The organism is Achromobacter deleyi, assembly GCF_902859705.1.
Classification (GTDB): Bacteria; Pseudomonadota; Gammaproteobacteria; order Burkholderiales; family Burkholderiaceae_B; genus Achromobacter; species Achromobacter deleyi.
Map to the genome: position 1 here is coordinate 1 of NZ_CADIJO010000031.1, position 26,262 is coordinate 26,262.

A 26,262-nucleotide genomic window follows, 5' to 3' on the forward strand; every position below is an offset into this window, starting at 1 on the left:
CGCCGCCACCGGGGCGGCCGCGGCCGGCTCGGCCGCTGCCGGCGCCGCTGCAGCAGGCGCGGCTTCACGGGCGATGTTCAGCTGGTCGGCGTCGACGATGAAGCAGCACACCGCTTCGATATCGTCCGGCGTGCAGGTGCTGTCCACCCACACGGTCAGCACGCCGTTGGCGCGCTCACTGGCCTTGACCTGGCCCAGGTTGCCCATTTCTTCCAGCAACGACGCGGCGTCCTTGTCGGACACCTTGGTGATGCGCACGCGCAGCGGCAGGCCGGCGCTGTCGGCGGCCGGCGCAGCCGGGGCGGCTTCAGCCACCGGTTCGGGCGCAGCCTGCACCGGCGCGGGTGCGGGCGCCACAACGGGGGCCGCAACCGGCGCGGCAACGGGGGCCGGAGCGGGCGCCGCGGCGGCGGGGTCCTTTTGCTCCAGGGCGAGCTGCCTCAAGACCGCGCAGATGCGTTCAAACACGGCTTCATCGGGCTCTTCGGAGGCCCGGTAGGCATCCAGTTGGCTTTTGAGCACGTCTTTCGTTTCCAAGAAAATATCAATCATGTCCGTGCGCAGCGCCATTTCGCCGCGACGGATCGCGTCCAGAAGGTTTTCCAGCAGATGGGTCGTGCCCGCCAGCTGCGTGAAGCAGCCGAACGTGGCCGCGCCGCCCTTGATCGAGTGGGCCGCGCGGAAAATGGCATTGAGCTGCTCGATGTCGGGCGCGCCCACGTCGAGCTCGAGCAGAAGCTGCTCCATTTGCGCGAGCAGCTCATCTGCCTCGTCGAAAAAGGTCTCGTAAAACTGACTGAGGTCCAAACCAGAACTCATGACCCGTACGCCTTCATAAATGAACTTGCTTACGCGCCGGACTGCTCGTCGAGCAATTCGGACGCCAATTCCACCAGCACATCGGGGTCGACCGGCTTGGAAAGCCAGCCACAAACGCCCAGATCCCGAGCGGCCATCTTGCTATCCACATCGTCTTCGGTGGTCAGCACCAGCACCGGCACATCCAGGTACTGGTCCTGCTCACGCAAACCCTGGATCAGCTCCAGGCCGCCCATCACAGGCATGTTCCAGTCGCTGACCACCAGGTCCACCGGATGGCTCTTGGCCATCTCCAGCGCTTCCTGGCCGTTGCCGGCCGTCAGCACTTTCCACCCCGCGCCCGTCAGCGTCGCCTGCACGATCATTCTCATCGTCGCCGAGTCGTCCGCCACCAGAATCGTTGCCGCCATTGCTATCGAGCCCCTTCGGCTTGCGGCGTTGCCGCCGTTTCGCCCTGCTTGGTTGCCGTCGTGGCCTGGGCGGCGGCTTGCGCCGCCTCCACGGCCGTTCCAACCTCGCGGGCATCCTTGGCGCTCACGTCCGCTGCGGCGGCGTTCTCGTTTTCGATGCGCCGCTGGGTGCTCTGGTTGAGCACCACTAGGCTGATACGTCTATTAACGGCCGCATACGGATCATCTTTAACCAGACTCATGCTGGAAGACAGACCCTGGATGCGCATGACCTTGCTTTCGTTCATGCCGCCGGCCACCAATTCCTGGCGCGACGCGTTGGCGCGGTCGGCCGAGAGCTCCCAGTTGCTGTAGGCGCGCTCACCCCGGGCGTACTGTGACGCGTCCGTGTGACCGGAGATGCTGACCTTGTTGGGCAGCTCGTTCAGAACCGGCCCCAATTCGCGCAGGATGTCGCGCATATAGGGCTGCACCTCGGCGCGGCCGGTGGCGAACATCGGGCGATTCTGGTTGTCGATGATCTGGATGCGCAGGCCTTCGGTGGTCAGGTCGATCAGCAGCTGCGGCCGGAAACTCTTCAGGACCGGGCTGTTCTCGATGACGTTTTCCAGGCGCTTCTTGAGGTTTTCCAGGCGGTGCTGGTCGCGCCGCTCGGCGTCGCCCATGGGCTGGGCCTCGACCCGGTTGCCCTGGGCACGGCGCACGTCGCCGTCGTTGCGCAAAGGGTCGCGCCCGCCGCCGGGCACCGCGCTGGTCTCGGCCGAACTGCTGGGGCCGCCGGTCAACGCCACGCGCAGCGGCATGCGGAAGTATTCCGCGATGCCCTTCAGTTCTTCGCGCGGCACGATGCTGATCAGCCACATCACCAGGAAAAACGCCATCATCGCGGTGATGAAGTCGGCGTAGGCAATCTTCCAGCTGCCGCCGTGGTGTCCGCCGCCGTGGACCTTCTTGCGGCGGATCACCACACGGTGGTTGTTTACCGTGCTCATGGCCCGCTCCGTCAGGCCTTGGCGGTCGACTTGGTCTGCCGGACGTGCTCTTCCAGCTCACCGAAGGTCGGACGCACGGACGAGAACAGCACCTTGCGGCCGAATTCCACCGCCAGTTGCGGCGGGTAGCCGTTCATGCTGGCCAGCAGCGTGGTCTTGATGCATTCCAGCACTTTCATGGCTTCGTCCGAACGGCGTTCGACGCGCGAGGCCATCGGGCCGACAAAGCCGTACGCCAGCAAAATGCCCAGGAAGGTGCCGACCATGGCCTTGGAGATCAGGTCGCCCAGGATGGCGGGCGGCTGGTCCACGGCGGCCAGCGCCTTGATCACGCCCAGCACCGCGGCCACGATGCCGAAGGCCGGCAGGCCGTCGGCCATCTGCTTGAGCGCATTGGCAGGCACTTCGCGCTCGTGGCGGTAGGTCTCGATTTCCTCGTCCATGAGCGTTTCGATTTCGAACGAGCTCATGTTGCCGCTGATCATGATGCGCAGGTAGTCCGTGATGAACTCCATGAGCTTGGCGTCTTTGGCGATACGAGGGTATTCACTGAAGATCGGGCTGGACGCCGGATCCTCGATATGCGATTCGATGGCCATCAGGCCTTCGCGCCGCGCCTTGTTCAGCAGCACGTACAGGAGCGCCATCAGCTCCATGTAGACGTCCTTGCCGTAGCGCGAGCTTTTCAGCATGTCGGGCAGCGCGCTCTTGACCAGCATCAAGGACTTCTTGCTGTTGCTGGCCAGGAAGGCGCCGAAGGCGGCGCCAAAGATCAGCGTGAGTTCGAACGGCTGGTAAAGCGCGCCCAAGTGGCCGCCCAGCGCTATGAAGCTGCCGACGACCGACACGATCACCACGAGAAAACCGATAACAATCAACACATCAGGCCCCTGCCAACGAAGTCTAAAACCGGCGTCAATGATCCCCTGTTCCCCCCGACCCAAAAAGGCGGGTTACGGGGAGTTTTCCAGGGCTTTTGATGTATTTGGACACGCCGCTCAGGAGCGGGCGGCGTCCACGGCGGGTGCGGGACGGCTGCCGGCGCGGGCTTTGGCCGCGGCGCGGGTCTTGCCCGCCCGGGGTGGCGGGCGGCAGATCGCGCACACGAAATCCGACTGCGGATCATGGGCGTGCGCAATGAAATGGCCGCCGCACTGGCGGCAGGCGGACAGCTGCAGCATGCCGCTGTCGAAAAAGCGCACCAGCATCCATGCACGCGTGAAGCTCAGCACGGGTTCGGCGGATTCGGCGTTGTCCACGCCGGCGTTTTCGAGGTACAGGCGATACGCGTCGATGATGGCGCGGATGCCTTTGCTGCTGGTGCGTGCATTCAGGAACGAATACACGTTATAGAAGAGCGAGGAATGGATGTTCGGCAGCCAGGTCATGAACCAGTCGACCGAAAACGGCAGCATGCCCTTCGGTGGCGAGCAGCCGCGTATTTCGCGGTACAGGCGTGCCAGGCGGTCGTGGCTCAGGCTGGTTTCAGCCTCGAGCACCTGCAGCCGCGCCCCCAGAGTGATCATGGAGCTGGCAAGCAGGATGTCATCCGCTTCCTGCGAAACGCTCTTGGTGGCCATTACACGTGTCCCAGTGGGGTCGACAGGCCGTCAGGCCAGTTCTTCAACAGGTTGCTTGGCCAGCAGGATCGTCGCGTGCGCTTGCTGCAGCGCGCCGCCCAGCACATCGTGCGTCAGTGCGGACAGCAGGCTGTAGTCGTCGAAACGGAAACGGCACAGGAGCGAACTGGAGCTGGCCAGCTTCACCAGCTGAGCCGGAGAAAGACGCATCAGGATATCGGCAACTTCGTTGCTGAAACCCAAGCGGAACATCGATGCAGCATAGTCATCGCGCAGCATGCGCTGTGCGAGCAATAGATAAGACAGATTCACTTCGCGAATATCTGCCAGCAAAGAATTTTCGACTTGTTGCACGCCCGACTCCCTATTCCCTATCCCACCGAAGGGGCTTGATAACCAAGGACAATTCGCAACATTGTTGCGCCCTGCCCGCTGCATCCTGTTTTAATGCGAAATGTATCATTTGTTCGCAATTTAAGTAAAATTTACCACAGGTCATGTCATTTTCTATGACTTATATGACAAATCTTTGTTGATATTGCGCAACTCGTGACTTTCGATACACCTTGACATAGAAATCCCTGACAAATCTACGTCAATTTGCCAAATAAGCATTCAAAACGTTGCGTACTTTAAGGAATGAAATAACGGCTTTTGCCGACAATGACACCTTGCCGATCACAGAATCTTGCTAGCTTTAGCGTAGCCGCGCGTTTGTCGACAATGTCGCAAATTGACAACAACCGACGATGCGTCACGATGGACACCGCCTGACATTCCCGCAATGCCCCACGCAGATGACAGCTTGGTCGAATATGCCCCGCTAGTGCGGAAGCTGGCCCTGCAATTGCTCGCCCGGCTGCCGGCCAGCGTCGAACTGGACGACCTGATCCAAGCCGGCATGATCGGCCTTCTGGACGCCGTGCGGCGTTACCAGGAAACCGCCGACGCGCAGTTCGAAACCTACGCCACCACCCGCATCCGCGGCGCCATGCTCGACGAGCTGCGCGGCCAGGACTGGCTGCCGCGCAGCGTGCGCGCCAAGGCCCGCAAGATCGAACAGGCCATCCAGCAACTGGAACAGCGCCTGATGCGTGCGCCCACCGAGGCCGAGATCGCGCAGCAGCTGGATATGCCGTTGAACGAATACCAGACGCTGCTGCACGACGCCCAGGGCGTGCAGATCGTGCATTACGAAGATTTCGCCACCGAGCCCGACGCCGCCTCGGGCCAGACCGACTGGACCGCCACGCTGAACCACGGCTCGGCCGGCGGCAATCCGCTGGATTCGCTCCTGGCGGGCGATTTCCGCCAGGCGCTCATCCACGCCATCGACACCCTGCCCGACCGCGAAAAGCTGCTCTTGTCGCTCTGCTACGAGCAGGGCCTGAACCTGAAGGAAATCGGCGCGATCATGAACGTGACCGAGGCCCGCGTCTGCCAGCTGCGCTCGCAGGCCACCGCCCGCATCCGCGCCAAGCTGCGCGAGCAGGCCTGGCAGGATTTGCCCCAGGAAGGGCAGATCGCGCAGATCATCTAGCGCGCGGCCTGGCTGGCGCCGTCGCGGCAACCCACCAAAACCCCGGCACTTTCCGCCCCTTTTCAAGCCTTCCGGGCCCTGGGCCCGCTGGTAGGCTGTTTGCCTACACTTGACCCCTTTCGCACGGCAAAAGAAGCCAGGCATGCGATTGCCTAGACATGGACCACGAGATGACTGAACCCGATCTGCTGAATCAGGCGATTTCCGATACCTACGACGAAACCCCCTACACGTCCAACGCTTTCGCACAAACCGCCCCGGGCCACCTGCGAGCCGTGGCTCACCTGTACGGCCTGGACTCCGCGCCGCTGGAGCAAGCGCGCGTCCTGGAGTTGGGCAGCGCGGCAGGGGGCAACCTGATTCCCTTTGCCGCCGCCTATCCTGACGCGGATGTGGTCGGTATCGACTTGTCGCCGGAACAGATTGCTGCGGGACAGAAAATCGTGCAACAACTGGGCCTGCGCAACCTGGACCTGCGCGCGCTGAGCATCACGGACATTGACGACAGCCTGGGCAAGTTCGACTACATCATCTGCCACGGCGTCTTCAGTTGGGTCCCGCCTGTCGTGCGCGACGCCATCCTGCGCGTATGCCGCGACAATCTCGCCCCGAACGGCATTGCCTACATCAGTTACAACACCTACCCCGGCTGGAAGGCGTCGGACGTGCTGCGCGATGCAATGCAGTTGAACAGCTTCGCGGCCACCACTCCCGCCGAAAAGCTGAAAAAAGCCAGGGAAATGCTGCAGTTGATGGAATTCGGCCTTGCGCCGAGCAATCCCATGCGTGAAGCCCTGCGGCAAGCGGCAAACAAACTCAGCCCGCACCCGGACCACTACCTGTTTCACGAATACCTGGAAACGATCAACTCGCCCTGCTATTTCCTGGAATTCATCGCCAATATTCAGCAGGCCGGTCTGGCTTACGTCAGCGACGCCCAACCAGAGGGCTCTTTCGCCTCCAACTACGGCACAGCCACTGCGGCGATGCTTTCGTCCATGTCCGCCGATGCCGACCGGACGATGCGCGAGCAATATCTGGATTTTGCGGTTGGCCGGCAATTTCGCCAGAGTTTGCTGGTGCATGCCGAGCGCGCGCCGCAAATCCTGGACCGTCCGGAAGCCAATCATTTCGGCGCAATGCATTTTGCCGCGCAACTGGTCACGGAGCCGGAGCGCGACCAGGCCAACCCCGGGCACCGCCACTTCCGCGCGCCGTCCGGAGTGGGCCTGGCCACCCATGACGCCTCCATGGTCGCCCTGATCGAAGCGCTGCAGCACGCCTGGCCGGCACCCGTCACATTCGACGAGGCCCGCACGATCACCGGCACCAAATCGCCGCACACTGGCGACGAGCTGGAACACACTACCCTTCTGCATCTGGTCACGCTGCTGAACTGCGGCGCACTACGTTACCGCCGCGAATCCGTCGGCTACACCGACAGCCCCGCCAAACCCAAGCTGATTCCCGCAGCCCGGGAACTGATCGAGGCTGCCGGCCAGCAATCCTTGCAAGTCGGGCACTCCAACCTCTGGCACCAGATGGTGAACGTCAGCGCAGATCCGGCCGCCCGCTATGTCGCCGTGCTGCTGGACGGCTCCCTGACCCAAGCGGAACTACGCACCAGATTGCGCGACGCCCTGACGTCTGGTCATCTCCCCCATCCGGACGGCCTGGCGCTCAAAGGAGCCCGCAACGCCGACCCGGTGGCGCAAGCCTTGCTGGTCCGCATCCTGGCCGCCCTGCGCGTCGGCGGCCTTCTGATGTAACCCCTTGCTCCCGTTTCCGCCCCTTATATCCAGTGCATCTGTATATACAAGGCGGCGGAAACGGAAAAAAGTACGACTTTCGCGAATTAGCCCTAAAGATTGATTTGGCAATGCCGTAATCCTGGCAACGGACGAACTTGAAAGCAACAAAGTCAGTTCTTCACGTTACAGTTGGGCGGCTCAGCTGCCCGGTTTGAAGAAGCCTTTCTCTCCTTGGGAGCTTAAACATGGCTGCAGTTATCAATACCAACTACTTGTCGCTCGTTGCTCAGAACAACCTGAACAAGTCCCAATCCGCCCTGGGTACCGCCATCGAGCGTCTGTCGTCCGGCCTGCGCATCAACAGCGCCAAGGATGACGCCGCCGGTATGGCCATTGCCAACCGCTTCACCGCCAACGTGAAGGGTCTGACCCAAGCCGCCCGCAACGCCAACGACGGCATCTCGCTGGCCCAGACGACGGAAGGCGCCGCCTCCGAAATCAACACCCACCTGCAGCGCGTTCGCGAACTGTCGGTGCAAGCCGGTAACGGCAACTACTCGCAAGAGCAGTTGAACTCGATGCAAGATGAAATCAAGCAACGCTTGGACGACATCAACCGCATCTCCGAACAAACCGACTTCAACGGCGTGAAGGTTCTGTCGGGCAACGCCAAGCCGCTGACGCTGCAAGTCGGCGCCAACGACGGCGAAACGATCACCCTGAACCTGTCGGAAATCAGCGTCAAGACGCTGGGTCTGGACGGCTTCAACGTGAACGGCACCGGCGTGACCAACAACCGCACCGCCACCGTGTCCGACCTGCAAGCTGCTGGCGGCACCGCTGCTGGCAACGACTGGACCGTGACGACGAAGTTCGGCGCCGCGACCGCTGAGCAAGCCTTCGCCAAGCTGGAAACCGGCAACCAAGTCAACGTCCAAGCCGGCAACAGCTACACGTACGACGCCACCAACGGCAACTTCACGTTCACCAACAAGGCTGTCGGCACCGCCGGCACCGACGCGCTGGCCACCAGCCTGACCCCGGCTTCGGGCACCGTCACCGGTACCTACGCCAACAAGGGCGCCGCCTCGACCACGTTTGAAGTGGACGCGACGGGCAAGGTCACGATCGGCGGCAAGGACGCCTTCCTGACCGCCGCTGGCGAACTGACCACCAACAACGCTGGCGCCGCTACCGCCGCCGACCTGAAGGGCGTGCTGGCTCAAGCCGCCAAGGCCGCTGCCGCAGGCGATGCTTCCGTGTCGATCGGTGGCAAGACCTACAACAGCAGCGGCACCGCCGGTACCCTGACGTTCACCGACACCAAGAGCAAGGACGCTGTCCTGGCCGAGTTCAAGGCCGGCGCTGCTGGCAGCACCGTGGTCCTGGGCCAAGGCATCACCAGCGCCACGCTGGCGTTCACCACCGGCGCTTCGACCGACACGTACGTTGACGACGCTGGCAAGTTCACCAAGATCGCTGGCGGCACGTTCACCACGACCTACACCGTTGACCCCAACACGGGCAAGGCTACGGTCAAGAGCGGCACGGGCACGGGCGACTACGCTGCGAAGGTCGGTTCGACCGCCTACGTGAGCAGCGGTGGCAAGCTGACGACCGAAACGACCAGCAAGGGCGACAAGACTGTCGATCCGCTGAAGACGCTGGACGCTGCCTTCACGAAGCTGGACAAGCTGACCGGCGAACTGGGCGCCGTGCAAAACCGCCTGGAATCGACCGTTGCCAACCTGAACAACATCGTGAACAACCTGTCGTCGGCCCGCTCGCGCATTCAAGACGCGGACTACGCCACGGAAGTGTCGAACATGTCGAAGGCTCAGATCCTGCAACAGGCTGGTACCTCGGTTCTGGCGCAAGCCAACCAAGTGCCGCAAACCGTTCTGTCGCTGCTGCGTTAATCACGCCGCAACGTCCGACGGTCGGGTCGGACAGGCCGCAAGGCCTGCTCCACCCACCTTCGCACCAGGTCCTTCGCACCTGGTCGCAACCCAAGCCGGCGCAAGCCGGCTTGTTTTTTTGCGCGAGACCGTCGCGGCGTTTCGCCAGCGCGCCCGCCTCCTCCCGGCGAATCAACGCCAAGCCCCCCTTTTTCCCAGCTATTCGTGATTTGCCTGCCTTGGCACTTCCCGCATAATTGCCGTCGCACGCCTTTTGTATCCATATCTTTCGCAACATGACCGCCACGCCTCCCGATCCACTCGCTACGCAGCACGACACGACGGATCCCCGCGACGCGGAGCCGGAGGATGCGCAGACTCAGCAGTTGCGCGAAGAAAACCGCGCGCTGCGCGAGCTGCTGGCGGCGCAAGTGCAGGCCTCACTGCCACGCCCCAGCCTGGCCAAGCGCCTGGCCTGGTGGCTGATCAGCGCCCCGGGCGCCGCCCTGGTCGGCTGGCGCAGCCTGCTGGGCCGGGAAGATGCCGAGCCCATGACGGGCAAACGGGTGGGTTACGCCACATTGACGGTTCTGTACACGCTGGCGATCTACGGCGCCCTGGTGCTGCTGGTGGTGTCCTGGAGCACGCCCAACGCCGCGCGCTCCGGCGTGAACGCGGCCGGCCCCGTGCGGGTGCCGCTGCAATCGCCCCCTGCGCCCGGCGCGGACGCTGCGCCCAAACCGTCCGATCCGGCAGAGACCCGCGAACCGGCGCCGGTGGCCGGTGCCGTGGATGATCGCTTAAAGACGGAAACCCCAACGGAAACCCCGACCGAGCCCGCCGCCGCCCCGCCCACCTCGGCCCCCACCGATACGAGAGATACCGAAGCCCCGGCGACGACGGACACGCCCGCGGCGGACGCCCCCGCCGCCACCCCACGCGAACCGGCTGCGGCGCCCGCCGCCGCCACGGCCCCGAAATCGACACTGCGCATCACCGAGATTCCCGCCGAGAACCCCCACGCCTGGGTCGACAACCTGAAGGCGGAACTGGCGCGCTGCGCCACGCTGGGCTTTTTCGAGCGGCCGGATTGCGCCTGGGCCGCACGCAAGCAGTTCTGCGGCGCGAACCAGGGCTGGGGCGCGATCAAGGAATGCCCGATCCAGCAATGAAACCGCCTGACGGCGTGCGGTAAAACGTTGCCCCGCCCGCACGAAGCAGGCGATAATCGACTCACCCTTGCCGGCCCCCGCCCGGCATGCTTGCCACCAGGACACCCCGCCATGGATCTTTCCGTCAACAACACCGTCAACACCGGCCTGGCCATGCGCGACGCGCAACTGATGGCGGAAATCCAGGCGCGCGTCACCAAGAAAGCCATCAACGCGCAGGCCGACACCGTCGCCACGCTGATGCAATCGCTGCCGGTGGTCGCCATCGACGGCACGCTGGGCACGCGCATCAACACCCAGGCGTAATACCCGCCGCGCTCGCCGCCACGCGGCGACGCCCACGCGCTCGACAGGCGCAGCTCGCCTTCCTACAGCCTGCCTCGCAGGCTTTTCTGCCCTGCATTCCGTCCGCCCTCAGGCGTCCAGGTGCTTGCGCATCAGTTCCTCGAACCATTCCAGAAATACCGCCAAGCGGCGTGAGCGCTGCCGCCGGTGCGGATACAGCAGCGTCACCGGCATGGCCGCGGCGCGGTGGGCCGGCATGACGTCGACCAATTCCCCCGCGTCCAGCAGGTGCTGCACGTCGAAGCGCGGGATCTGGATCAGCCCCAGGCCCGCCAGGCAGCAGGCGATATAGCTTTCGGCGTTGTTCACCACCACCCGGCTGGGCAGTGCGACGGCCTGCCCGGCCGCGATTTCCCAAGGCAGTTCGCGGCCCGTCGTGGGCGACGCATAGCCCACCATCCAGTGTCCCTGCGCCAGGTCCTCGGGCGTGAGCGGCACGCCCTGTTCGCGCAAGTAAGCCGGGCTGGCGCAATTGACCAGGGCAATGCGGCCCAGCGGCCGCGACACCAGGCTGCTGTCGTGCAGCGCGCCGATGCGCACCGCGCAGTCGACGCCTTCCTGGATCAGGTCGATGGCGCGGTCACTGGACCCCAGCGCCAACTGCAAGCGGGGATGGCGGCGCAGCAGCCCCGGCAGCGCCGGGGCCACCAGTCGCCGGGCGATGCGGCTGGGCACGTCCACATTCAGGCGTCCGGCCACCTGGCGCGCGCTCTGCTGGAACAGGTGGTCGATCTCTTCCACCTCGGCCAGCAGCGGTCGCAGGCGTTCCAGCAACTGGGCGCCGTCGGCGGTCAGGCGCACCTGGCGCGTGGTCCGGTGCAGCAGCCGCACGCCCACCTGGGTTTCCAATTGCTGGATGGCCGCCGATACGGAGGCGCGCGCCAGTTCCAGCGCATTGGCGGCCTTGATGAAACTGCCCATCTCCGCCACCTGCGCGAAGACGCGGTACTGTTCGAATCTGTCCATACCCGTTCCGGCGTGTTCCGGCGGCACGGCGCCGCCGGGCCCAGCATAGCCGGTCCGTCTGCCGGCCCGCTGCCCCCGCCGCTTACTTGGTGGTGTAGCCGCCGTTGATCAGGATGGTCTGCCCCGTGATCCACCAGCCGTCGCTGACCAGGTGGCGGATGAACGGCACCACGTCTTCGATGTCGGTCAGACCGGTCTTGGAAAATGGCGACAGCGCGGCCGCGGTCTTGTGATACGCGACCGCATCGGCGCCTTCTGCCGGATAGAAGAACGGCGTGTCCATCGGGCCCGGGCCCACCGCCGTCACCGAGATGCCGCGGGCGCCGAACTCCTTGGCCGCGGCGCGGGTGTAGTGCTCGACCGGCGCCTTGCTGCCGGCATAGGCCGCGTAGAACGGCGTGAAGGCGCCCAGCAGGGATGTCACCAGGGTGCAGACCTTGCCGTTGTCATTCACATGCCGGCCCGCCTCTTTCAGGAAGAAGAACGCCGACTTGGCGTTGACGGCGGCCATCTCGTCGTACTCGGCCTCGCTGATCTCGGCCAGCGGCTTCTTGAGCACCTTGCCGACCGTGTTGATGGCGATGTCGGGGCGGCCCACCACGGCCACGGCATCGGCAAACAGCTTTTCGACGGCGCCCGCCGTGCTCAGGTCGGCCTGCAACGCCACCGCCTTGGCCCCGGCGGCCTCGATGGCGGCCACCGTGGCGTCGGCGTCCGGCTTGGATGCGGCGCTGTTGTAGTGGATGACGACGGCGCGGGCGCCTTGCGTAGCCAGGTCGCGGGCGATCAGACCGCCCAGGTTCTTGGCGCCGCCGGCGATCAGCGCGACTTTGCCTTTGATGGAATGGTCTGCCATGGAAACTCTCCTGCATCGGTAAGGGGAGATTCGATTCTAGGCAGCCGCTACGTCAGAATCAGCCCGCTGGAGCGGGATGGATTATCCAGAAAAACGTCCCAATGAAAACAGCCCGACGGGGGAAGACCCCCATCGGGCTGCGCGGCCTTGGCCAGGCCGGACCGACGTCCGGCACACGCCGCGGCTTACTTCTTTTTCATGGGTGGCAGGTCGGTGCAGACGCCTTCGGCCACTTCGGCCGCCATGCCCACCGATTCACCCAGCGTCGGATGCGGGTGGATGGTCTTGGCGATGTCGATGACGTCGGCGCCCATTTCCACGGCCAGCGCCACTTCGCTGATCAGGTCGCCGGCGTGGGTACCCACGATGCCGCCGCCCAGGATGCGATGCGACTCGGCGTCGAACAGCAGCTTGGTGAAGCCTTCGTCGCGGCCGTTGGCGATGGCGCGGCCCGAGGCGGCCCACGGGAACACGCCCTTCTCGACCTTGATGCCCTGCTTCTTGGCTTCGTCTTCGGTCAGGCCGACCCACGCCACTTCCGGATCGGTGTAGGCCACCGACGGAATCACGCGGGCGTCGAAGAACGACTTCTGGCCGGCGGCGGCTTCGGCCGCCACGTGGCCTTCATGCACGGCCTTGTGCGCCAGCATGGGCTGGCCGACGATGTCGCCGATGGCGAAGATGTGCGGCACGTTGGTGCGCATCTGGCGATCGACTTCGATGAAGCCGCGGTCGGTCACCACGATGCCTGCCTTGTCGGCGCCGATCTTCTTGCCGTTGGGGCTGCGGCCCACGGCCTGCAGCACCAGGTCGTAGCGCTGCGGCTCTTTCGGCGCGCCCTCGCCTTCGAAGGTGACGTAGATGCCGTCTTTCTTGGCCTCTGCGCCGACCGTCTTGGTCTTGAGCATGATGTTGTCGAAACGGCCGACGTTCTTTTTCTGCCAGACCTTGACCAGGTCGCGGTCGGCGCCCTGCATCAGGCCGTCCAGCATTTCCACGACGTCCAGGCGCGCGCCCAGCGTGGAATACACCGTGCCCATTTCCAGACCGATGATGCCGCCGCCGATGATCAGCATCTTCTTGGGGATTTCACGCAGCAGCAAGGCGCCGGTGGAATCGACGATGCGCTCGTCGGCGGGCAGGAACGGCAGCTTCACCGACTGGCTGCCGGCGGCGATGATGGCCTGCTTGAAGCGGATGGTCTGCGACTTGCCGTCGGCGCCCTTGACCGCCAGGTGGTTGGCGTCGGCGAACTCGCCCACGCCCGTCACCACGGTGACCTTGCGGGCCTTGGCCATGCCGGCCAGGCCGCCGGTCAGCTTGGCGACCACGCTGTCCTTGTAGCCGCGCAGCTTGTCCAGGTCGATCTTGGGCTCGCCGAAGCTGATGCCGTGGGCCGCCAGCTCGCGCGCTTCGTCGATGATGGCGGCGTTATGCAGCAGTGCCTTGGACGGAATGCAGCCCACGTTCAGGCACACGCCGCCCAGCGTCGAATAGCGCTCGACCAGCACCACGGACAGGCCCAGGTCGGCGGCGCGGAAGGCGGCCGAATAGCCGCCGGGGCCGGCGCCCAGCACCAGCACGTCGCATTCGGAATCGGCCGAACCCTTGAAGCTGGCGGCAGCGGGAGCCGCTGCGGCAGCCTTGGGGGCCTCGGCTTTCGCGTCGGCCTTCGGGGCTTCTGCCTTGGGCGCGTCGGCCTTGGCAGCCGGCGCGGCGGCGGCGTCCGAGGCTTCGACCTCGAGCACCACGGCGCCCTCGGCGACCTTGTCGCCCACCTTCACGGCGATCGACTTGACCACGCCACCCTGCGAGGCCGGGATTTCCATCGAGGCCTTGTCGGATTCGACGGTGATCAGGCTTTGCTCGGCCTTGATCGTATCGCCCACGGCGACCAGCACTTCGATGACTTCGACTTCCTTGAAGTCACCGATGTCCGGCACTTTGATTTGAACGGTATTGCTCATAGGGCTCCCCGTTTACAGCGCGATGCGGCGGAAGTCGGCCAGCAAGGCGCCCAGATAGGCGTTGAAGCGGGCAGCGGCGGCGCCGTCGATGACGCGGTGGTCATAGGACAGCGACAGCGGCACGATCAGGCGCGGCACGAACTGCTTGCCGTCCCAGACGGGCTTGTGCGACGAACGCGACACGCCCAGGATGGCCACTTCGGGCGCGTTGATGATCGGCGTGAACGAGGTGCCGCCGATGCCGCCCAGCGACGAGATCGAGAAGCAGCCGCCCTGCATGTCGGCGGGCGAGATCTTGCCGTCGCGCGCCTTCTTGGACAGGTCGGTCATTTCCTGGGCGATCTGCAAAATGCCCTTCTTGTCGGCATCGCGGATCACCGGCACCACCAGCCCGTTGGGCGTATCGGCGGCGAAACCGATGTGGTAGTACTGCTTGAGCACCAGATTGTCGCCATCCAGCGAGGCGTTGAACTCGGGGAACTTCTTCAGGGCCGCAACCACGGCCTTGATCAGGAAAGCCAGCATCGTGACCTTGATGCCCGACTTCTCGTTTTCCTTGTTCAGCGTGACGCGCAGCGCTTCCAGGTCGGTGATGTCCGCTTCGTCGTTGTTGGTGACGTGCGGGATCATGACCCAGTTGCGGTGCAGGTTCGCACCGGAAATCTTCTTGATGCGCGACAAGGGCTTGGCTTCGACCGGACCGAACTTGGTGAAGTCGACCTTGGGCCACGGCAACAGACCCAGCGCGGCGCCGTCGGCCGAACCGCCGGCGGCAGCAGGCGCGGCCGAAGACGACAGGGCCTGCTTGACGAAGGCGCGCACGTCCTCGGCGGTGATGCGGTCTTTGGGACCGGAACCCTTGACCTTGCTGAGGTTCACCCCCAGTTCACGGGCGAACTTGCGCACCGACGGCGATGCGTGCGGCAGTTGGCCGGGCTTGAGGTTGGCGTCTTCCAGCGCGGCGGCCGGGGCCGGGCGCGAGGCGGGCGCGGCCGGGGCGGCTTCCGACTTGGCTTCGGCCTTCGGCGCGGCGGCGGCTTCGGTCTTGGTAGCAGAAGCGGTGGCAGCGGCAGCGGCCGGCGCGGCGGCAGGCGCGCTGCCTTCCACCACGACCACGATCGAGCCCTTGGCGACCTTGTCGCCGACCTTGACCTTCACTTCCTTGACCACGCCGCCTTGCGAGGCGGGGATTTCCATCGAGGCTTTGTCGGACTCGACGGTGATGAGGCTTTGCTCGGCCTTGATGGTGTCGCCGACGGCGACCATGACTTCGATGACTTCCACTTCCTTGAAGTCGCCGATGTCCGGCACTTCGATCTCGATCGGGCCGCTGGCGGCGGCCGGCGCAGCCGCTTCCGCCTTGGCGACGGGCGCGGCGGCGGCAGCCTGCTTGGGCGCTTCCTTGGCTTCGGCCTTGGGGGCTTCTTCCTTGGCGGCCGGTGCGGCGGCGTCTGCCGCTTCCACTTCGAGCACTACGGCGCCTTCGGCGACCTTGTCGCCGACCTTGACAGTGATCGACTTCACCACCCCGCCCTGCGAGGCGGGGATTTCCATCGAAGCCTTGTCGGATTCGACGGTAATCAGGCTCTGCTCGGCCTTGATCGTGTCGCCCACCGCCACCAGCACTTCAATGACTTCCACTTCCTTGAAGTCGCCGATGTCGGGAACCTTGATTTGCACGACGTTGCTCATGTCTCTTTACCCTCAGGCGTATTGCGGGTTGGCTTTGTTCGGATTGATGCCGTACTTCTTGATGGCTTCGGCCACCTTGGCAACCGGCACCTTGCCTTCGTCGGCCAGCGCGCGCAGCGCGGCGACCACGACGAAGTGGCGATCCACTTCGAAGTGCTCACGCAGCTTGGCACGGAAATCCGAGCGGCCGAAACCGTCGGTGCCCAGCACCTTGTATTCGCGGCCCTTGGGCACGAACGGGCGGATCTGGTCGGCGAACAGCTTCATGTAGTCGGTCGACGCGATGATCGGGCCTTCCGTCTTGGCCAGCTGCTCGGTGACGTAGGCCACCTGGGGCTTCTTCTCGTCGGGGTGCAGCATGTTGTGGCGCTCGGCGTCCAGGCCGTTGCGGCGCAGCTCGGTGAAGCTGGTGACGCTCCAGAGGTCGGATGCCACGCCCCAATCGGCTTCCAGCAGCTCTTGCGCGGCCATGACTTCGCGCAGGATCGTGCCCGAACCCATCAGTTGCACGCGGTTCTTGCCCTTGCCGTGCGACTTGAGCTTGTACATGCCCTTGATGATGCCTTCCTCGTCGCCCTGGGTCAGACCGGGCTGCGGGTAGTTTTCGTTCATCACCGTCAGGTAGTAGTAGACGTTTTCCTGGTCTTCCACCATGCGCTTCAGGCCATGCTGGATGATGACGGCCAGTTCATGGCCGAACGTCGGGTCGTACGAGACGCAGTTGGGGATGGTCGAGGCCAGGATATGGCTGTGGCCGTCTTCGTGCTGCAAGCCTTCGCCGTTCAGCGTGGTGCGGCCCGCGGTGCCGCCCAGGAGGAAGCCGCGCGCCTGCATGTCGCCGGCAGCCCAGGCCAGGTCGCCGATGCGCTGGAACCCGAACATCGAGTAGTAGATGAAGAACGGGATCATGATGCGGTTGTTCGAGGAGTACGACGTGGCCGCCGCAATCCACGAGCTCATCGCGCCCGCTTCGTTGATGCCTTCCTGCAGGAGCTGGCCGTCGGCCGCTTCCTTGTAGTACATGACCTGGTCCTTGTCGACCGGGGTGTACTTCTGGCCTTCCGGCGCGTAGATGCCGATCTGGCGGAACAGGCCTTCCATGCCGAAGGTACGCGATTCGTCGGCCAGGATCGGCACGACGCGCGGACCCAGTTCCTTGTCGCGCAGCACCTGGTTCAGGATGCGCACGAAAGCCTGGGTGGTGGAGATCTCACGGCCTTCGGCGGTGGGTTCCAGCACGGCCTTGAAGGCTTCCAGGGCAGGCGCCTTCAGTTGCTCGTCGGCCTTGGCGCGGCGGCGCGGCAGGTAGCCGCCCAGCGCGGCGCGGCGCTCGTGCAGGTACTTCATTTCGGGCGAATCTTCGGCCGGCTTGAAGTACGGCAGGTCGGCCAGCTGGTCGTCCGGGATGGGGATGCCGAAGCGGTCGCGGAATTCGCGGATCGAGTCCAGTTCCAGCTTCTTTTGCTGGTGGGTCGGGTTCTTGGCCTGGCCCACGTGGCCCATGCCGTAGCCCTTGATGGTCTTGGCCAGGATGACGGTCGGCTGGCCGGTGTGGCTGGTCGCGGCGTCGAACGCGGCGTAGACCTTGTGGGGATCGTGGCCGCCGCGGTTCAGGCGCCAGATGTCTTCGTCGCTCATGCGCGACACGGCTTCAAGCAGCTTGGGGTGCTTGCCGAAGAAGTGCTCGCGCACGAACTTGCCGTCGTTGGCCTTGTACGCCTGGTACTCGCCGTCGACGGTTTCTTCCATGATCTTGCGCAGGATGCCTTCCTTGTCGTGCGCCAGCAGCGGGTCCCAGTAGCCGCCCCAGATCAGCTTGATGACGTTCCAGCCCGAACCGCGGAAGTCGCCTTCGAGTTCCTGGATGATCTTGCCGTTGCCGCGCACCGGGCCGTCCAGGCGCTGCAGGTTGCAGTTGACGACGAAGATCAGGTTGTCGAGCTTTTCGCGGGCCGCCAGGGCGATGGCGCCCAGCGACTCGGGTTCGTCCATTTCGCCGTCGCCGCAGAACACCCAGACCTTGCGGTTGCTGGTGTCGGCGATCCCGCGGGCGTGCAGGTACTTCAGGAAACGGGCCTGGTAGATGGCCATCAGCGGGCCCAGGCCCATCGACACCGTGGGGAACTGCCAGAAGTCGGGCATCAGCTTCGGATGCGGGTACGACGACAGGCCCTTGCCGTCCACTTCCTGGCGGAAGTGGTTCAGCTGTTCTTCGGTCAGGCGGCCTTCGAGGTAGGCGCGGCCGTACATGCCGGGCGAGGTGTGGCCCTGGAAGTAGACCAGGTCGCCGCCGTGGCCTTCGTCTTCGGCGTGCCAGAAGTGATTCTGGCCGCAGCCGATCATGGTGGCCAGCGAGGCGAACGACGCGATGTGGCCGCCCAGGTCGCCGCCGTCCGGCGGGTTGTGCTTGTTGGCCTTGACCACCATGGCCATGGCGTTCCAGCGCACGTACGAGCGGATGCGCGATTCCAGTTCCAGGTTGCCCGGATGCGCGGGCTCCAGGCCCGGGGGAATCGTGTTGACGTAAGCGGTATTCGGCGAGAACGGGATGTGGGCGCCGGAACGACGGGCTTCGTCGATCAGGCGTTCCAGCAGGTAATGTGCGCGCTGCGGTCCTTCGCGATCAAGGACTGCCGCCAGGGCTTCGAGCCACTCCTGGGTTTCAAGGGTGTCTTCGTCGTTGGCAGCCTGCACGGCGCCAGCCTGGGCGAAAGAGGACATCGTGTGTCTCCTGTTGGGGTTCGTTCGTGACCACACCCGCTTATTTGATCTACTCGCGGACACGCCATGGTAGCTGGGATCAACCGGGCTACCCTGCCATGCATGGGTCGGGGTGTTGTGCTAGAGACCGGCTACTGGATGAGCGGTATCTCTCTATCAGCCGGCATTCTAAGAAAGAAGATTAACCGGTCGCAAGGAAAATTTCATGTTGCGGTACGGCATTTCATAATGCGAAAATATGAATGCAAGCTGAAAAGGATGAGAGCCACTTTTTTAGCCGATCTCCTTGTTCGCGGGCTTGATTCCCGGCAATTCCGTTCCGACACGCACTAAAATGCCGGGTCTATCCGGCCCGAATTCCATGTCCAGCGCGCCCAAGTCCAATATACCCACGCCGTTCCACGACCACGCCCGCACGCGCCGCCGCGGGGTGTACTGGGTCACGCCCGCGATGGTGCTGATCCTCTATATCTGTGTGATGGGGGTGTTCTTCTGGTTGCAGCGCATCCATGACGACAGCGTCATGTTCGTGACCATCGACCAGGAAATGCGGCAGCAGCGCCTGATCTGGGTGGTGCTGGCGCTGTCCTGCGTGATCGTCATCAGCCTCCTGATGCTGTGGCGCTATACCCGTTTTCGCTCGGCGGCCGAGGCCGCGCTCATCGCCGAAACGGGTTTTCGCCGCGCCATGGAAAACTCCATGTCCACCGGCATGCGGGTGCTCGACATGGAAGGCCGCATCGCCTACGTCAACCCGGCGTTCTGCCGCATGATCGGCTGGAACGAAGCCGACCTGATCGGCCGCAGCCCGCCCTTCCCATATTGGGTGCCCGGCCGCCACGAGCAGCACCAGCACACGCTGGACGTGCTGATGTCCGGCAAGACGCCCAGCAGCGGCCTGGAAGTCGAGGCCCAGCGGCGCGACGGCTCGCGCTTCACGGCGCGCATGTACGTGTCGCCCCTGCTGGACCCCAACGGCAACCAGATCGGCTGGATGACGTCCATGACCGACATCACCGAGCCCAAGCGCATCCGCGAGGCCCTGACGGCCGCGCACGAACGCTTCATGACGGTGCTGGAAGGCCTGGATGACGCCATCTCGGTCACGGCCGATACCCACGACGGGCTTGAGCTGCTGTTCGCCAACCGCACTTACCGCCGCGTGTTCGGCGCCCAGACGGGCGGCCACGACGAACTGCTGGCCGGCCGCCGCGGCCGCTTCACCGATGAGTCCGTCGAAGTGTTCGCGCCGTCGGTGCAGCGCTGGTTCGAAGTGCACCACCGCATGCTGGCCTGGACCGACGGGCGCCGCGTGCGCATGCAGGTGGCGCGCGACATCACCGAGCGCCGCACCCACGAAGAAGCCTCGCGCGTGCAGCAGGAAAAGATCCAGCTGACCAGCCGCCTGACCACCATGGGCGAAATGGCCTCGTCGCTGGCGCACGAGCTGAACCAGCCCCTGACCGCCATCGCCAACTACAGCATGGGCGCCGTGGCCCTGGTCAAGGCCGGCCACACCAGCCCCAACATGCTGTTGCCCGCCCTGGAAAAGGCCGCCTCGCAGGCCGAGCGCGCCGGCAAGATCATCAGCCGCATCCGCGAATTCGTGAAGCGCAGCGAGCCGCGCCGCCAGCGCGTGGCCATCGGCCGCATTGTCGACAATGCCATCGGCTTTGCCGAAATCGACGCCCGCAAGCGCCGCATCCGCATCGACAGTTTCGTGCCGTCCAACGCCCCCGACGTGCTGGCTGACCCCATCCTGATCGAACAGGTGCTGCTCAATTTGCTCAAGAATGGCCTGGAAGCCATGGAAAAGAGCGAGTCCGACGAGCTCAAGGTGGCGGTCATCCTGCACGAACAGCACATCGAAGTGGCGGTGGTCGACCGCGGCCACGGCCTGGCCGAGCCGGAACGCCTGTTCGAACCCTTCTTCAGCACCAAGACCCAGGGCCTGGGCATGGGACTGAATATCTGCCGTACCATTATCGAATCGCACCACGGCCGCCTTTGGGCGGACCCCAATCCCGCCGGCGGTACTATTTTCCGCTTTACCCTGCCCTGCGCTGCGTCTCAGACGCAGGCTCAGAATGATCAGTCCGAGGAGTTGCACGCATGAACACGCCCCACCTGTCGAGCACGGTATTCATTGTTGATGACGACGAAGCGGTCCGCGATTCGCTGCGCTGGCTGCTGGAAGCCAACGGCTATCGCGTCCGCGCCTACGCCAGCGGCGAATCCTTCCTGGAAGACTACGACGCCAGCCAGATCGGGGTGCTGATCGCCGACGTGCGCATGCCCGGCATGAGCGGCCTGGAACTGCAAGAGCAGCTCATCGCCCGCAACGCCCCGCTGCCCATCGTCTTCATCACCGGCCACGGCGACGTGCCCATGGCCGTGTCGACCATGAAGAAAGGCGCCGTCGACTTCCTCGAAAAGCCGTTCAACGAATCCGACCTGCGCGAAATCGTGGCGCGCATGCTTGAGCAGGCCACGCAACGCGTGAGCAAGCACCAGGCCCAGAAGGACCACGAAGCCATGCTGGCGCGCCTGACCGCGCGCGAGCAGCAGGTGCTGGAGCGCATCGTCGCCGGCCGCTTGAACAAGCAGATCGCCGACGACCTGGGCATCAGCATCAAGACCGTCGAGGCGCACCGCGCCAACATCATGGAAAAACTTGAAGTGACCACCGTTGCTGATTTGATGAAAGTGGCTTTGGCCAAACCCGAGGCACACGCATGACCGCTAGGATTATCGACGGCGCTGCCCTGTCGCAGCGCATTCGCGAAGAAGTCGCCCAACGCGTCGCCGCCCTGGCCGCCAAGGGCACGCGCCCCGGGCTGGCCGTGGTGCTGGTCGGCGAAGACCCGGCGTCGCAAGTGTATGTCCGCAACAAGGTCGCGGCCTGCGAAAAGGCCGGACTGCACTCCGTGAAAGAGCAGTACCCCGCCGACATGACCGAGGCCGACCTGCTGGCCCGCATCGACAAGCTGAACCGCGATCCGTCCATCCACGGCATCCTGGTGCAGCTGCCGCTGCCCAAGCACATGGACTCCCACAAGGTCATCGAAGCCATCGCGGCCGAAAAGGACGTGGACGGCTTTCACATCAGCAACGCCGGCCTGCTCATGACGGGCCAGCCGCTGTTCCGTCCCTGCACGCCCTACGGCGTGATGAAGATGCTGGAATCCGAAGGCGTGGCCCTGCGCGGCGCCGAAGCCGTCATCGTGGGCGCCAGCAACATCGTGGGCAAGCCCATGGCCATGCTGCTGCTGGCCGCCGGCGCCACCATCACGATCTGCAATTCCAAGACGCGCGACCTGGCGGCCCAGACCCGCCGCGCCGACGTCCTGGTGGTCGCCACCGGCAAGCCCGGCATGATCGACGGCTCGATGGTCAAGCCCGGCGCCGTCGTCATCGACGTCGGCATCAACCGCGGCGCCGACGGCAAGCTGTGCGGCGACGTGGACTTCGCATCCGCCAGCCAGGTGGCCGGCGCCATCACGCCCGTGCCGGGCGGCGTAGGCCCCATGACCATCGCCATGCTGCTGGTCAACACCGTCGAAGCGGCGGAACGGGCCGCCGCCTGAAACCGGCCGTCCGCCCCACTGCGGCGCCCCTGTGGGTTTGCCCCGCGCCCTTTCGAGGGACGGGGGGCAAACCCATAATCGTTTCTGGGCGCGGCCAGCGTCACCCGCCGCGGCCCGCGCGCCTGCCGCAAGCGACGCCCTTGCTTTTCGGCGCGCCGCCCCAACCTGATCCTTATGTTTGCCGGTGCGCTCGCGTGCTGCCCGCCCCCCTCTTACGCAATTGGTAACGCCATGACCCAGAATCCCCTGCTCGCCCCCGTCTCCGAACTGGTCGATTACCAGGCGGTCAAGCCCGCCCACGTGGTGCCGGCCATCGAAGAACTGCTGGGCATCGCCCGCCAGGCCGTGGACCGCGCCGCCGACCCGGCGCTGGCGCCCACCTGGGAAGCCGTGGTCGAGCCGCTGGATACGGCGTCCGAACGCTTGTGGCGCGCCTGGTCGGTGGCCGGCCACCTGAACGCCGTGGTCAACACGCCCGAACTGCGCGAGGCCTACAACGCCGCCCTGCCGCTGGTGACGGAATTTTCCACCTGGGTCGGCCTGCACGAAGGCTTGTACCAGCAGTACCAGCGCCTGGCCGCCGCGCCCGATTTCGCATCGTGGACGCCGGTGCGCCGCCGCATCGTGGAAATGGCCCTGCGCGACTTCCGCCTGAGCGGCGTCGAGCTGCGCGGCGCCGACCGCGAGCGCTATGCCGCGATTTCCGACCGCGAAGCCCAGGCCTCGCAGAAATTCTCTGAAAACGTGCTGGATGCCATCGACGCGTGGTCGCTGGTGGTCGAGGACGAATCCCGCCTGAAGGGCATCCCGGCCGACGTGCTGGCCGCCGCCCGCGCCGCCGCCGACGAAGACGGCAAGACCGGCTGGAAGCTGACGCTGAAGATGCCCTGCTACCTGCCGGTGATGCAATACGCGCAGGACCGCACGCTGCGCGAAGCGCTGTACCGCGGCTACGGCACGGTGGCCTCTGAACAGGGCGATGCCCAGTTCGACAATTCCCCGCTGATCGAAGAACTGCTGTCGCTGCGCGCCGAAGAATCCAACCTGCTGGGGTTGGGCACGTTCGCCGCGCTGCGCCTGCAGACCCGCATGGCGCGCGACGCCGCCGAAGTCACCGGTTTCCTGCGCGACCTGGCCGCGCGCGCCAAGCCCTACGCCGAACGCGACCTGGCCGAACTGAAGGCCTACGCCGCCGCCGAACTCGGCCTGGCCGACCTGCAACCTTGGGACGTGGGCTATGCGTCCGAACGCCTGCGCGAATCGCGCTACGCGTACTCGGAAGACGAGGTCAAGCAGTACTTCACCGAGCCGCGCGTGCTGGCCGGCCTGTTCGAGGTCATCGAAACGCTGTTCGACGTGCGCCTGGCCGAAACCCCGGTGTCGTCCTGGCATGCAGACGTGCGCGGCGTGCGCGTCGAAAGCCCCAAGGGCGACCTGATCGGCTATCTGTACCTGGACCTGTACGCCCGCTCGGGCAAGCAAAGCGGCGCCTGGGTCGACAGCGAGCGCACCCGCCGCGTCGTGGCCGGCCGCGTGCAGACGCCCATCGCCTACCTGACCTGCAATTTCTCGCGCCCCAACGGCGACCGCGCCGCCGTGCTGACGCACGATGACGTCATCACCCTGTTCCACGAAACCGGCCACGCCCTGCACGCGCTCTTGTCCGAAGTGGACGAGCCCGGCGCCGCCGCCTTCGCCAGCGTCGAATGGGACGCCATCGAGCTGCCCTCGCAGTTCATGGAAAACTTCTGCTGGGAATGGGCCGTGGTGCAAAAGCTGTCGGCCCACGTCGATACCGGCGAACCGCTGCCGCGCGCGCTCTACGACCGTCTGGTCGCCGCCCGCAACTACCAGAGCGGCATGCAGACCGTGCGCCAGATCGAATTCGCGCTGTTCGACATGCTGATGCACGACCGCGCCAAGGGCGCGTCCATCGACGAAGTGCTGGCCCTGCTGCAGCAGGTGCGCAGCGAGGTCGCGGTGCTGTTCCCGCCGGCCTGGCACCGCCTGCCGCACGCGTTCTCGCACCTGTTCGCAGGCGGCTACGGCGCGGGCTACTACAGCTACAAGTGGGCCGAGGTGCTGTCCGCCGACGCTTACGAGGCCTTTGAAGAAGCGGCCGCTGGCCAGGCAGGCAACGCCCTGGGCACGCTGGACCCGGCCACCGGCGCGCGTTTCCGCCGCGAAGTGCTGGCCGTGGGCGGATCGCGTCCGGCCGCCGAATCGTTCGCCGCGTTCCGTGGCCGTGCGCCGCGCATCGACGCCTTGCTGCGTCACAGCGGCATGCAGCCGGCCTGAGGCCTGCGCACAGCGTTACTGCCCGCCGGGCCGGCGCGCTGACACCACCAGCCAGCGCCCGTGCAGCGATGAATCCGACCCAGCCTGCCGCCAGAAGTGGCGGCTGGGTTCGTCCTGGGCGCGTTTGAGGCGGGCTTGGCAATCGCGCCGCGCCGGCCACGCCAGCAGCCGGTCAAGCCAGGGGCCCTGGCCGGCTTCGACCACATTGTGCAGGGTGATGTCGGCAAAGCCCTGGTCCGCCAGCAGCCGATGCAATTGCACGAAGCCCCAGGGCAACGGCATCGCACTCGCGGTGCCGCCGGGCGGGCTCGATTGCGCCGAGGAACCGGCCTGGAACCCACGCTTGAGCGCCTGAAGCCGGGCACGCACATCGGCCGCATTCGGCGCGGTCAGCACCAGCGTGCCGCCGGGGCGCAACGCTTGGCGCAACGCCTGGACCAGCAGGCCGGGATCGGCCGCCTGATGGATGGCTTCGCTGCAGACGACCGCGTCGTACGGTGCCTGCACGGGCAGCGGCGATTCCAGGTCGTGCACCGTCAGCCGGCGATAGCCATTGGCCGATTCGGGCAAGCCGGCCGGGCCGATGCCGTCCACCTCGACGTCGCGCCCCGTGGCCGGGCGCGCCATGTCGCCCAGCCAACCGCGGTTGCACGGGGCATCCAGCACGCTGTCCGCCCGCCGGCTGCGCAGGATGTCCAGCACTACCGGGTAATACGGAAAATAGGGATAGCCCAGCGCATGGGTGGCCGCAGTATTCATGGATGACGCCTCGCCGGTTCGGTTACTGACACGGCCCTGAATGTATGCGCTGCCGCGCGCCGCGGGGGCCGTTTTGGCAGAAGGCCAACAATATTCAGACAAAGCTTCACAAGTGCCCTTTGCGCCAGGACAAGTCCGCGTCTGCCGGCCCGCCGGCCGCCCCCACCCAAGCAGGTAGAATCGACGGGTTTATCCCCCAACCGGCGATGGAACTCATGCGACACCTGAACACCGGCCGCGCCTGGCGCGGCCTGCTGCTGGCCCTGTGCGTACTGCTCGCCGCGTGCGGCGACCGCAACGTCGACTGGAAGCTGTACAACGTCCGCGGCCACCTGCCCGACCTGAAGTTCTCGTTGCCGGGCGCCGGCGGCAAGACCGTCAGCAGCGACGACCTGAAGGGCAAGACGGTGCTGCTGTTCTTCGGCTATGCCAGCTGCCCCGACATCTGCCCCACCACCATGGCGCAGCTGTCGGCCGTGTTGCAGAACCTGGGCGACAAGGCCCGCGATGTACGCATCCTGTTCGTCAGCGTCGATCCGCACCGGGACACGCCCGACATCCTGCAGGCCTACGTCAACGCCTTCAACAACAACGCCATCGGCGTGACCGGCAACGAAAAGCAGGTGGCCGACCTGGCGCGGCGCTACCGCGTGGCCTACCAGATCGAAAAGCCCAGGCCGGGCGACGATGCCGACCAGTACGAAGTCACGCACAGCCGCGGCGTGTATATATTCGACAAGGAAGGCCGCGCGCGGCTGCTGGCCTCGGACACCGACAGCATCGAGACGCTGACCCACGACCTGCGCCAGCTGATCGATCTGACGTCCTGACGATTGCTTCACCCGCACGACACCGGCGCGATGCGGCGCAGCATGTTGCGCCCTCGCCCCACATACCAGTTGTTACAGC

At 65.3% G+C, this 26,262-nt stretch carries 22 protein-coding genes; 10 read left to right on the forward strand and 12 right to left on the reverse strand.

The genetic code is table 11. The annotated features are described in order from the left end of the window. The 6 genes from HV798_RS27745 to flhD all read right to left on the reverse strand — a co-directional run. Positions 1-819, reverse strand: an 819-nt coding sequence (locus tag HV798_RS27745) for an Hpt domain-containing protein (RefSeq protein WP_175216603.1), incomplete at its 3' end; no start/stop codon positions are given. 29 nt (positions 820-848) lie between these two features. Then, entirely contained in the window at positions 849-1,229 is a 381-nt protein-coding gene (locus tag HV798_RS27750; protein ID WP_175193820.1) for a response regulator, read from the reverse strand. A gap of 2 nt (positions 1,230-1,231) precedes the next feature. After that, the gene (gene motB / locus HV798_RS27755; RefSeq protein WP_175193821.1) at positions 1,232-2,221 is read right to left on the reverse strand and encodes a flagellar motor protein MotB; all 990 of its coding nucleotides are present in this window, start codon (positions 2,219-2,221) and stop codon (positions 1,232-1,234) included. A gap of 11 nt (positions 2,222-2,232) precedes the next feature. After that, positions 2,233-3,102: a flagellar motor stator protein MotA gene (gene motA / locus HV798_RS27760; protein ID WP_025138911.1), complete on the reverse strand. Its 870-nt coding sequence runs from the start codon at positions 3,100-3,102 to the stop codon at positions 2,233-2,235. Positions 3,103-3,219: 117 nt separating this feature from the next. Beyond that, positions 3,220-3,801 (reverse strand): flagellar transcriptional regulator FlhC, encoded by a 582-nt coding sequence (gene flhC, locus HV798_RS27765; protein WP_025138912.1) that lies wholly within the window; start codon positions 3,799-3,801, stop codon positions 3,220-3,222. Positions 3,802-3,831: 30 nt separating this feature from the next. Further along, the gene (gene flhD, locus HV798_RS27770) at positions 3,832-4,155 is read right to left on the reverse strand and encodes a flagellar transcriptional regulator FlhD (RefSeq protein WP_006219025.1); all 324 of its coding nucleotides are present in this window, start codon (positions 4,153-4,155) and stop codon (positions 3,832-3,834) included. Positions 4,156-4,585: 430 nt separating this feature from the next. Here flhD and HV798_RS27775 point away from each other — a divergent pair, with 430 nt between their 5' ends. The 5 genes from HV798_RS27775 to HV798_RS27795 all read left to right on the forward strand — a co-directional run bounded on the left by HV798_RS27775 (position 4,586) and on the right by HV798_RS27795 (position 10,468). Further along, entirely contained in the window at positions 4,586-5,341 is a 756-nt protein-coding gene (locus tag HV798_RS27775) for an RNA polymerase sigma factor FliA (RefSeq protein WP_025138913.1), read from the forward strand. A 170-nt stretch (positions 5,342-5,511) separates the two neighbouring features. Beyond that, a complete protein-coding gene (locus tag HV798_RS27780; protein ID WP_175193822.1) occupies positions 5,512-7,110 on the forward strand; it encodes a class I SAM-dependent methyltransferase in 1,599 nt (532 codons plus the stop codon). A gap of 227 nt (positions 7,111-7,337) precedes the next feature. After that, positions 7,338-9,011 (forward strand): flagellin N-terminal helical domain-containing protein, encoded by a 1,674-nt coding sequence (locus HV798_RS27785; RefSeq protein ID WP_175193823.1) that lies wholly within the window; start codon positions 7,338-7,340, stop codon positions 9,009-9,011. A gap of 275 nt (positions 9,012-9,286) precedes the next feature. Continuing rightward, positions 9,287-10,162, forward strand: coding sequence for a hypothetical protein (locus HV798_RS27790; RefSeq protein WP_175193824.1), 876 nt, complete (start codon positions 9,287-9,289; stop codon positions 10,160-10,162). 111 nt (positions 10,163-10,273) lie between these two features. Then, on the forward strand, positions 10,274-10,468 hold the full coding sequence (locus HV798_RS27795) for a putative motility protein (RefSeq protein WP_025138917.1): 195 nt from the start codon (positions 10,274-10,276) through the stop codon (positions 10,466-10,468). 108 nt (positions 10,469-10,576) lie between these two features. On the opposite strand, the gene HV798_RS27800 is transcribed toward HV798_RS27795, so the two are convergent. The 5 genes from HV798_RS27800 to aceE all read right to left on the reverse strand — a co-directional run bounded on the left by HV798_RS27800 (position 10,577) and on the right by aceE (position 18,709). Further along, positions 10,577-11,473 carry a LysR family transcriptional regulator gene (locus HV798_RS27800; RefSeq protein ID WP_175193825.1) on the reverse strand — a complete coding sequence of 299 codons (897 nt, stop codon included), beginning with the start codon at positions 11,471-11,473 and terminating at the stop codon, positions 10,577-10,579. A gap of 82 nt (positions 11,474-11,555) precedes the next feature. Beyond that, positions 11,556-12,329, reverse strand: coding sequence for an SDR family oxidoreductase (locus tag HV798_RS27805; protein WP_175193826.1), 774 nt, complete (start codon positions 12,327-12,329; stop codon positions 11,556-11,558). 185 nt (positions 12,330-12,514) lie between these two features. After that, positions 12,515-14,296: a dihydrolipoyl dehydrogenase gene (gene lpdA, locus HV798_RS27810; RefSeq protein WP_175193827.1), complete on the reverse strand. Its 1,782-nt coding sequence runs from the start codon at positions 14,294-14,296 to the stop codon at positions 12,515-12,517. Positions 14,297-14,308: 12 nt separating this feature from the next. Next, complete coding sequence (gene aceF, locus HV798_RS27815) at positions 14,309-15,988, reverse strand: dihydrolipoyllysine-residue acetyltransferase (RefSeq protein WP_175193828.1); 1,680 nt, start codon at positions 15,986-15,988, stop codon at positions 14,309-14,311. A gap of 12 nt (positions 15,989-16,000) precedes the next feature. Next, entirely contained in the window at positions 16,001-18,709 is a 2,709-nt protein-coding gene (gene aceE / locus HV798_RS27820; RefSeq protein WP_175193829.1) for a pyruvate dehydrogenase (acetyl-transferring), homodimeric type, read from the reverse strand. Between the two features lie 361 nt (positions 18,710-19,070). On the opposite strand from aceE, the gene HV798_RS27825 reads away from it, so the two are divergent. The 4 genes from HV798_RS27825 to HV798_RS27840 all read left to right on the forward strand — a co-directional run bounded on the left by HV798_RS27825 (position 19,071) and on the right by HV798_RS27840 (position 24,594). Continuing rightward, positions 19,071-20,825 carry a PAS domain-containing sensor histidine kinase gene (locus HV798_RS27825; protein ID WP_020927319.1) on the forward strand — a complete coding sequence of 585 codons (1,755 nt, stop codon included), beginning with the start codon at positions 19,071-19,073 and terminating at the stop codon, positions 20,823-20,825. Beyond that, positions 20,822-21,448, forward strand: a complete 627-nt coding sequence (locus HV798_RS27830) for a response regulator transcription factor (RefSeq protein WP_006219003.1) — start codon at positions 20,822-20,824, stop codon at positions 21,446-21,448. The genes HV798_RS27825 and HV798_RS27830 overlap by 4 nt, the downstream gene beginning before the upstream one ends. Beyond that, a complete protein-coding gene (gene folD / locus HV798_RS27835) occupies positions 21,445-22,296 on the forward strand; it encodes a bifunctional methylenetetrahydrofolate dehydrogenase/methenyltetrahydrofolate cyclohydrolase FolD (RefSeq protein ID WP_175193830.1) in 852 nt (283 codons plus the stop codon). The genes HV798_RS27830 and folD overlap by 4 nt, the downstream gene beginning before the upstream one ends. Before the next feature lie 231 nt (positions 22,297-22,527). Further along, positions 22,528-24,594 (forward strand): M3 family metallopeptidase, encoded by a 2,067-nt coding sequence (locus tag HV798_RS27840; protein WP_175193831.1) that lies wholly within the window; start codon positions 22,528-22,530, stop codon positions 24,592-24,594. A 15-nt stretch (positions 24,595-24,609) separates the two neighbouring features. Here HV798_RS27840 and HV798_RS27845 read toward each other — a convergent pair whose 3' ends face one another. Continuing rightward, complete coding sequence (locus tag HV798_RS27845; protein WP_175193832.1) at positions 24,610-25,353, reverse strand: class I SAM-dependent methyltransferase; 744 nt, start codon at positions 25,351-25,353, stop codon at positions 24,610-24,612. A gap of 215 nt (positions 25,354-25,568) precedes the next feature. On the opposite strand from HV798_RS27845, the gene HV798_RS27850 reads away from it, so the two are divergent. After that, positions 25,569-26,183 (forward strand): SCO family protein, encoded by a 615-nt coding sequence (locus HV798_RS27850; protein ID WP_025138927.1) that lies wholly within the window; start codon positions 25,569-25,571, stop codon positions 26,181-26,183. Positions 26,184-26,262 lie beyond the last annotated feature (79 nt).

Excerpts from the sequence above, each read along its gene's own strand:
- lpdA (WP_175193827.1), bottom strand. The coding sequence starts at position 14,296 with ATGAGCAATACCGTTCAAATCAAAGTGCCGGACATCGGTGACTTCAAG.
- HV798_RS27750 (WP_175193820.1), bottom strand. The coding sequence starts at position 1,229 with ATGGCGGCAACGATTCTGGTGGCGGACGACTCGGCGACGATGAGAATG.
- HV798_RS27785 (WP_175193823.1), top strand. The coding sequence starts at position 7,338 with ATGGCTGCAGTTATCAATACCAACTACTTGTCGCTCGTTGCTCAGAAC.
- aceE (WP_175193829.1), bottom strand. The coding sequence starts at position 18,709 with ATGTCCTCTTTCGCCCAGGCTGGCGCCGTGCAGGCTGCCAACGACGAA.
- HV798_RS27830 (WP_006219003.1), top strand. The coding sequence starts at position 20,822 with ATGAACACGCCCCACCTGTCGAGCACGGTATTCATTGTTGATGACGAC.
- aceF (WP_175193828.1), bottom strand. The coding sequence starts at position 15,988 with ATGAGCAACGTCGTGCAAATCAAGGTTCCCGACATCGGCGACTTCAAG.
- HV798_RS27850 (WP_025138927.1), top strand. The coding sequence starts at position 25,569 with ATGCGACACCTGAACACCGGCCGCGCCTGGCGCGGCCTGCTGCTGGCC.
- HV798_RS27845 (WP_175193832.1), bottom strand. The coding sequence starts at position 25,353 with ATGAATACTGCGGCCACCCATGCGCTGGGCTATCCCTATTTTCCGTAT.
- HV798_RS27790 (WP_175193824.1), top strand. The coding sequence starts at position 9,287 with ATGACCGCCACGCCTCCCGATCCACTCGCTACGCAGCACGACACGACG.
- HV798_RS27800 (WP_175193825.1), bottom strand. The coding sequence starts at position 11,473 with ATGGACAGATTCGAACAGTACCGCGTCTTCGCGCAGGTGGCGGAGATG.
- HV798_RS27780 (WP_175193822.1), top strand. The coding sequence starts at position 5,512 with ATGACTGAACCCGATCTGCTGAATCAGGCGATTTCCGATACCTACGAC.
- HV798_RS27795 (WP_025138917.1), top strand. The coding sequence starts at position 10,274 with ATGGATCTTTCCGTCAACAACACCGTCAACACCGGCCTGGCCATGCGC.
- motB (WP_175193821.1), bottom strand. The coding sequence starts at position 2,221 with ATGAGCACGGTAAACAACCACCGTGTGGTGATCCGCCGCAAGAAGGTC.
- HV798_RS27775 (WP_025138913.1), top strand. The coding sequence starts at position 4,586 with ATGCCCCACGCAGATGACAGCTTGGTCGAATATGCCCCGCTAGTGCGG.
- folD (WP_175193830.1), top strand. The coding sequence starts at position 21,445 with ATGACCGCTAGGATTATCGACGGCGCTGCCCTGTCGCAGCGCATTCGC.
- HV798_RS27840 (WP_175193831.1), top strand. The coding sequence starts at position 22,528 with ATGACCCAGAATCCCCTGCTCGCCCCCGTCTCCGAACTGGTCGATTAC.
- HV798_RS27805 (WP_175193826.1), bottom strand. The coding sequence starts at position 12,329 with ATGGCAGACCATTCCATCAAAGGCAAAGTCGCGCTGATCGCCGGCGGC.
- flhC (WP_025138912.1), bottom strand. The coding sequence starts at position 3,801 with ATGGCCACCAAGAGCGTTTCGCAGGAAGCGGATGACATCCTGCTTGCC.
- HV798_RS27825 (WP_020927319.1), top strand. The coding sequence starts at position 19,071 with ATGTCCAGCGCGCCCAAGTCCAATATACCCACGCCGTTCCACGACCAC.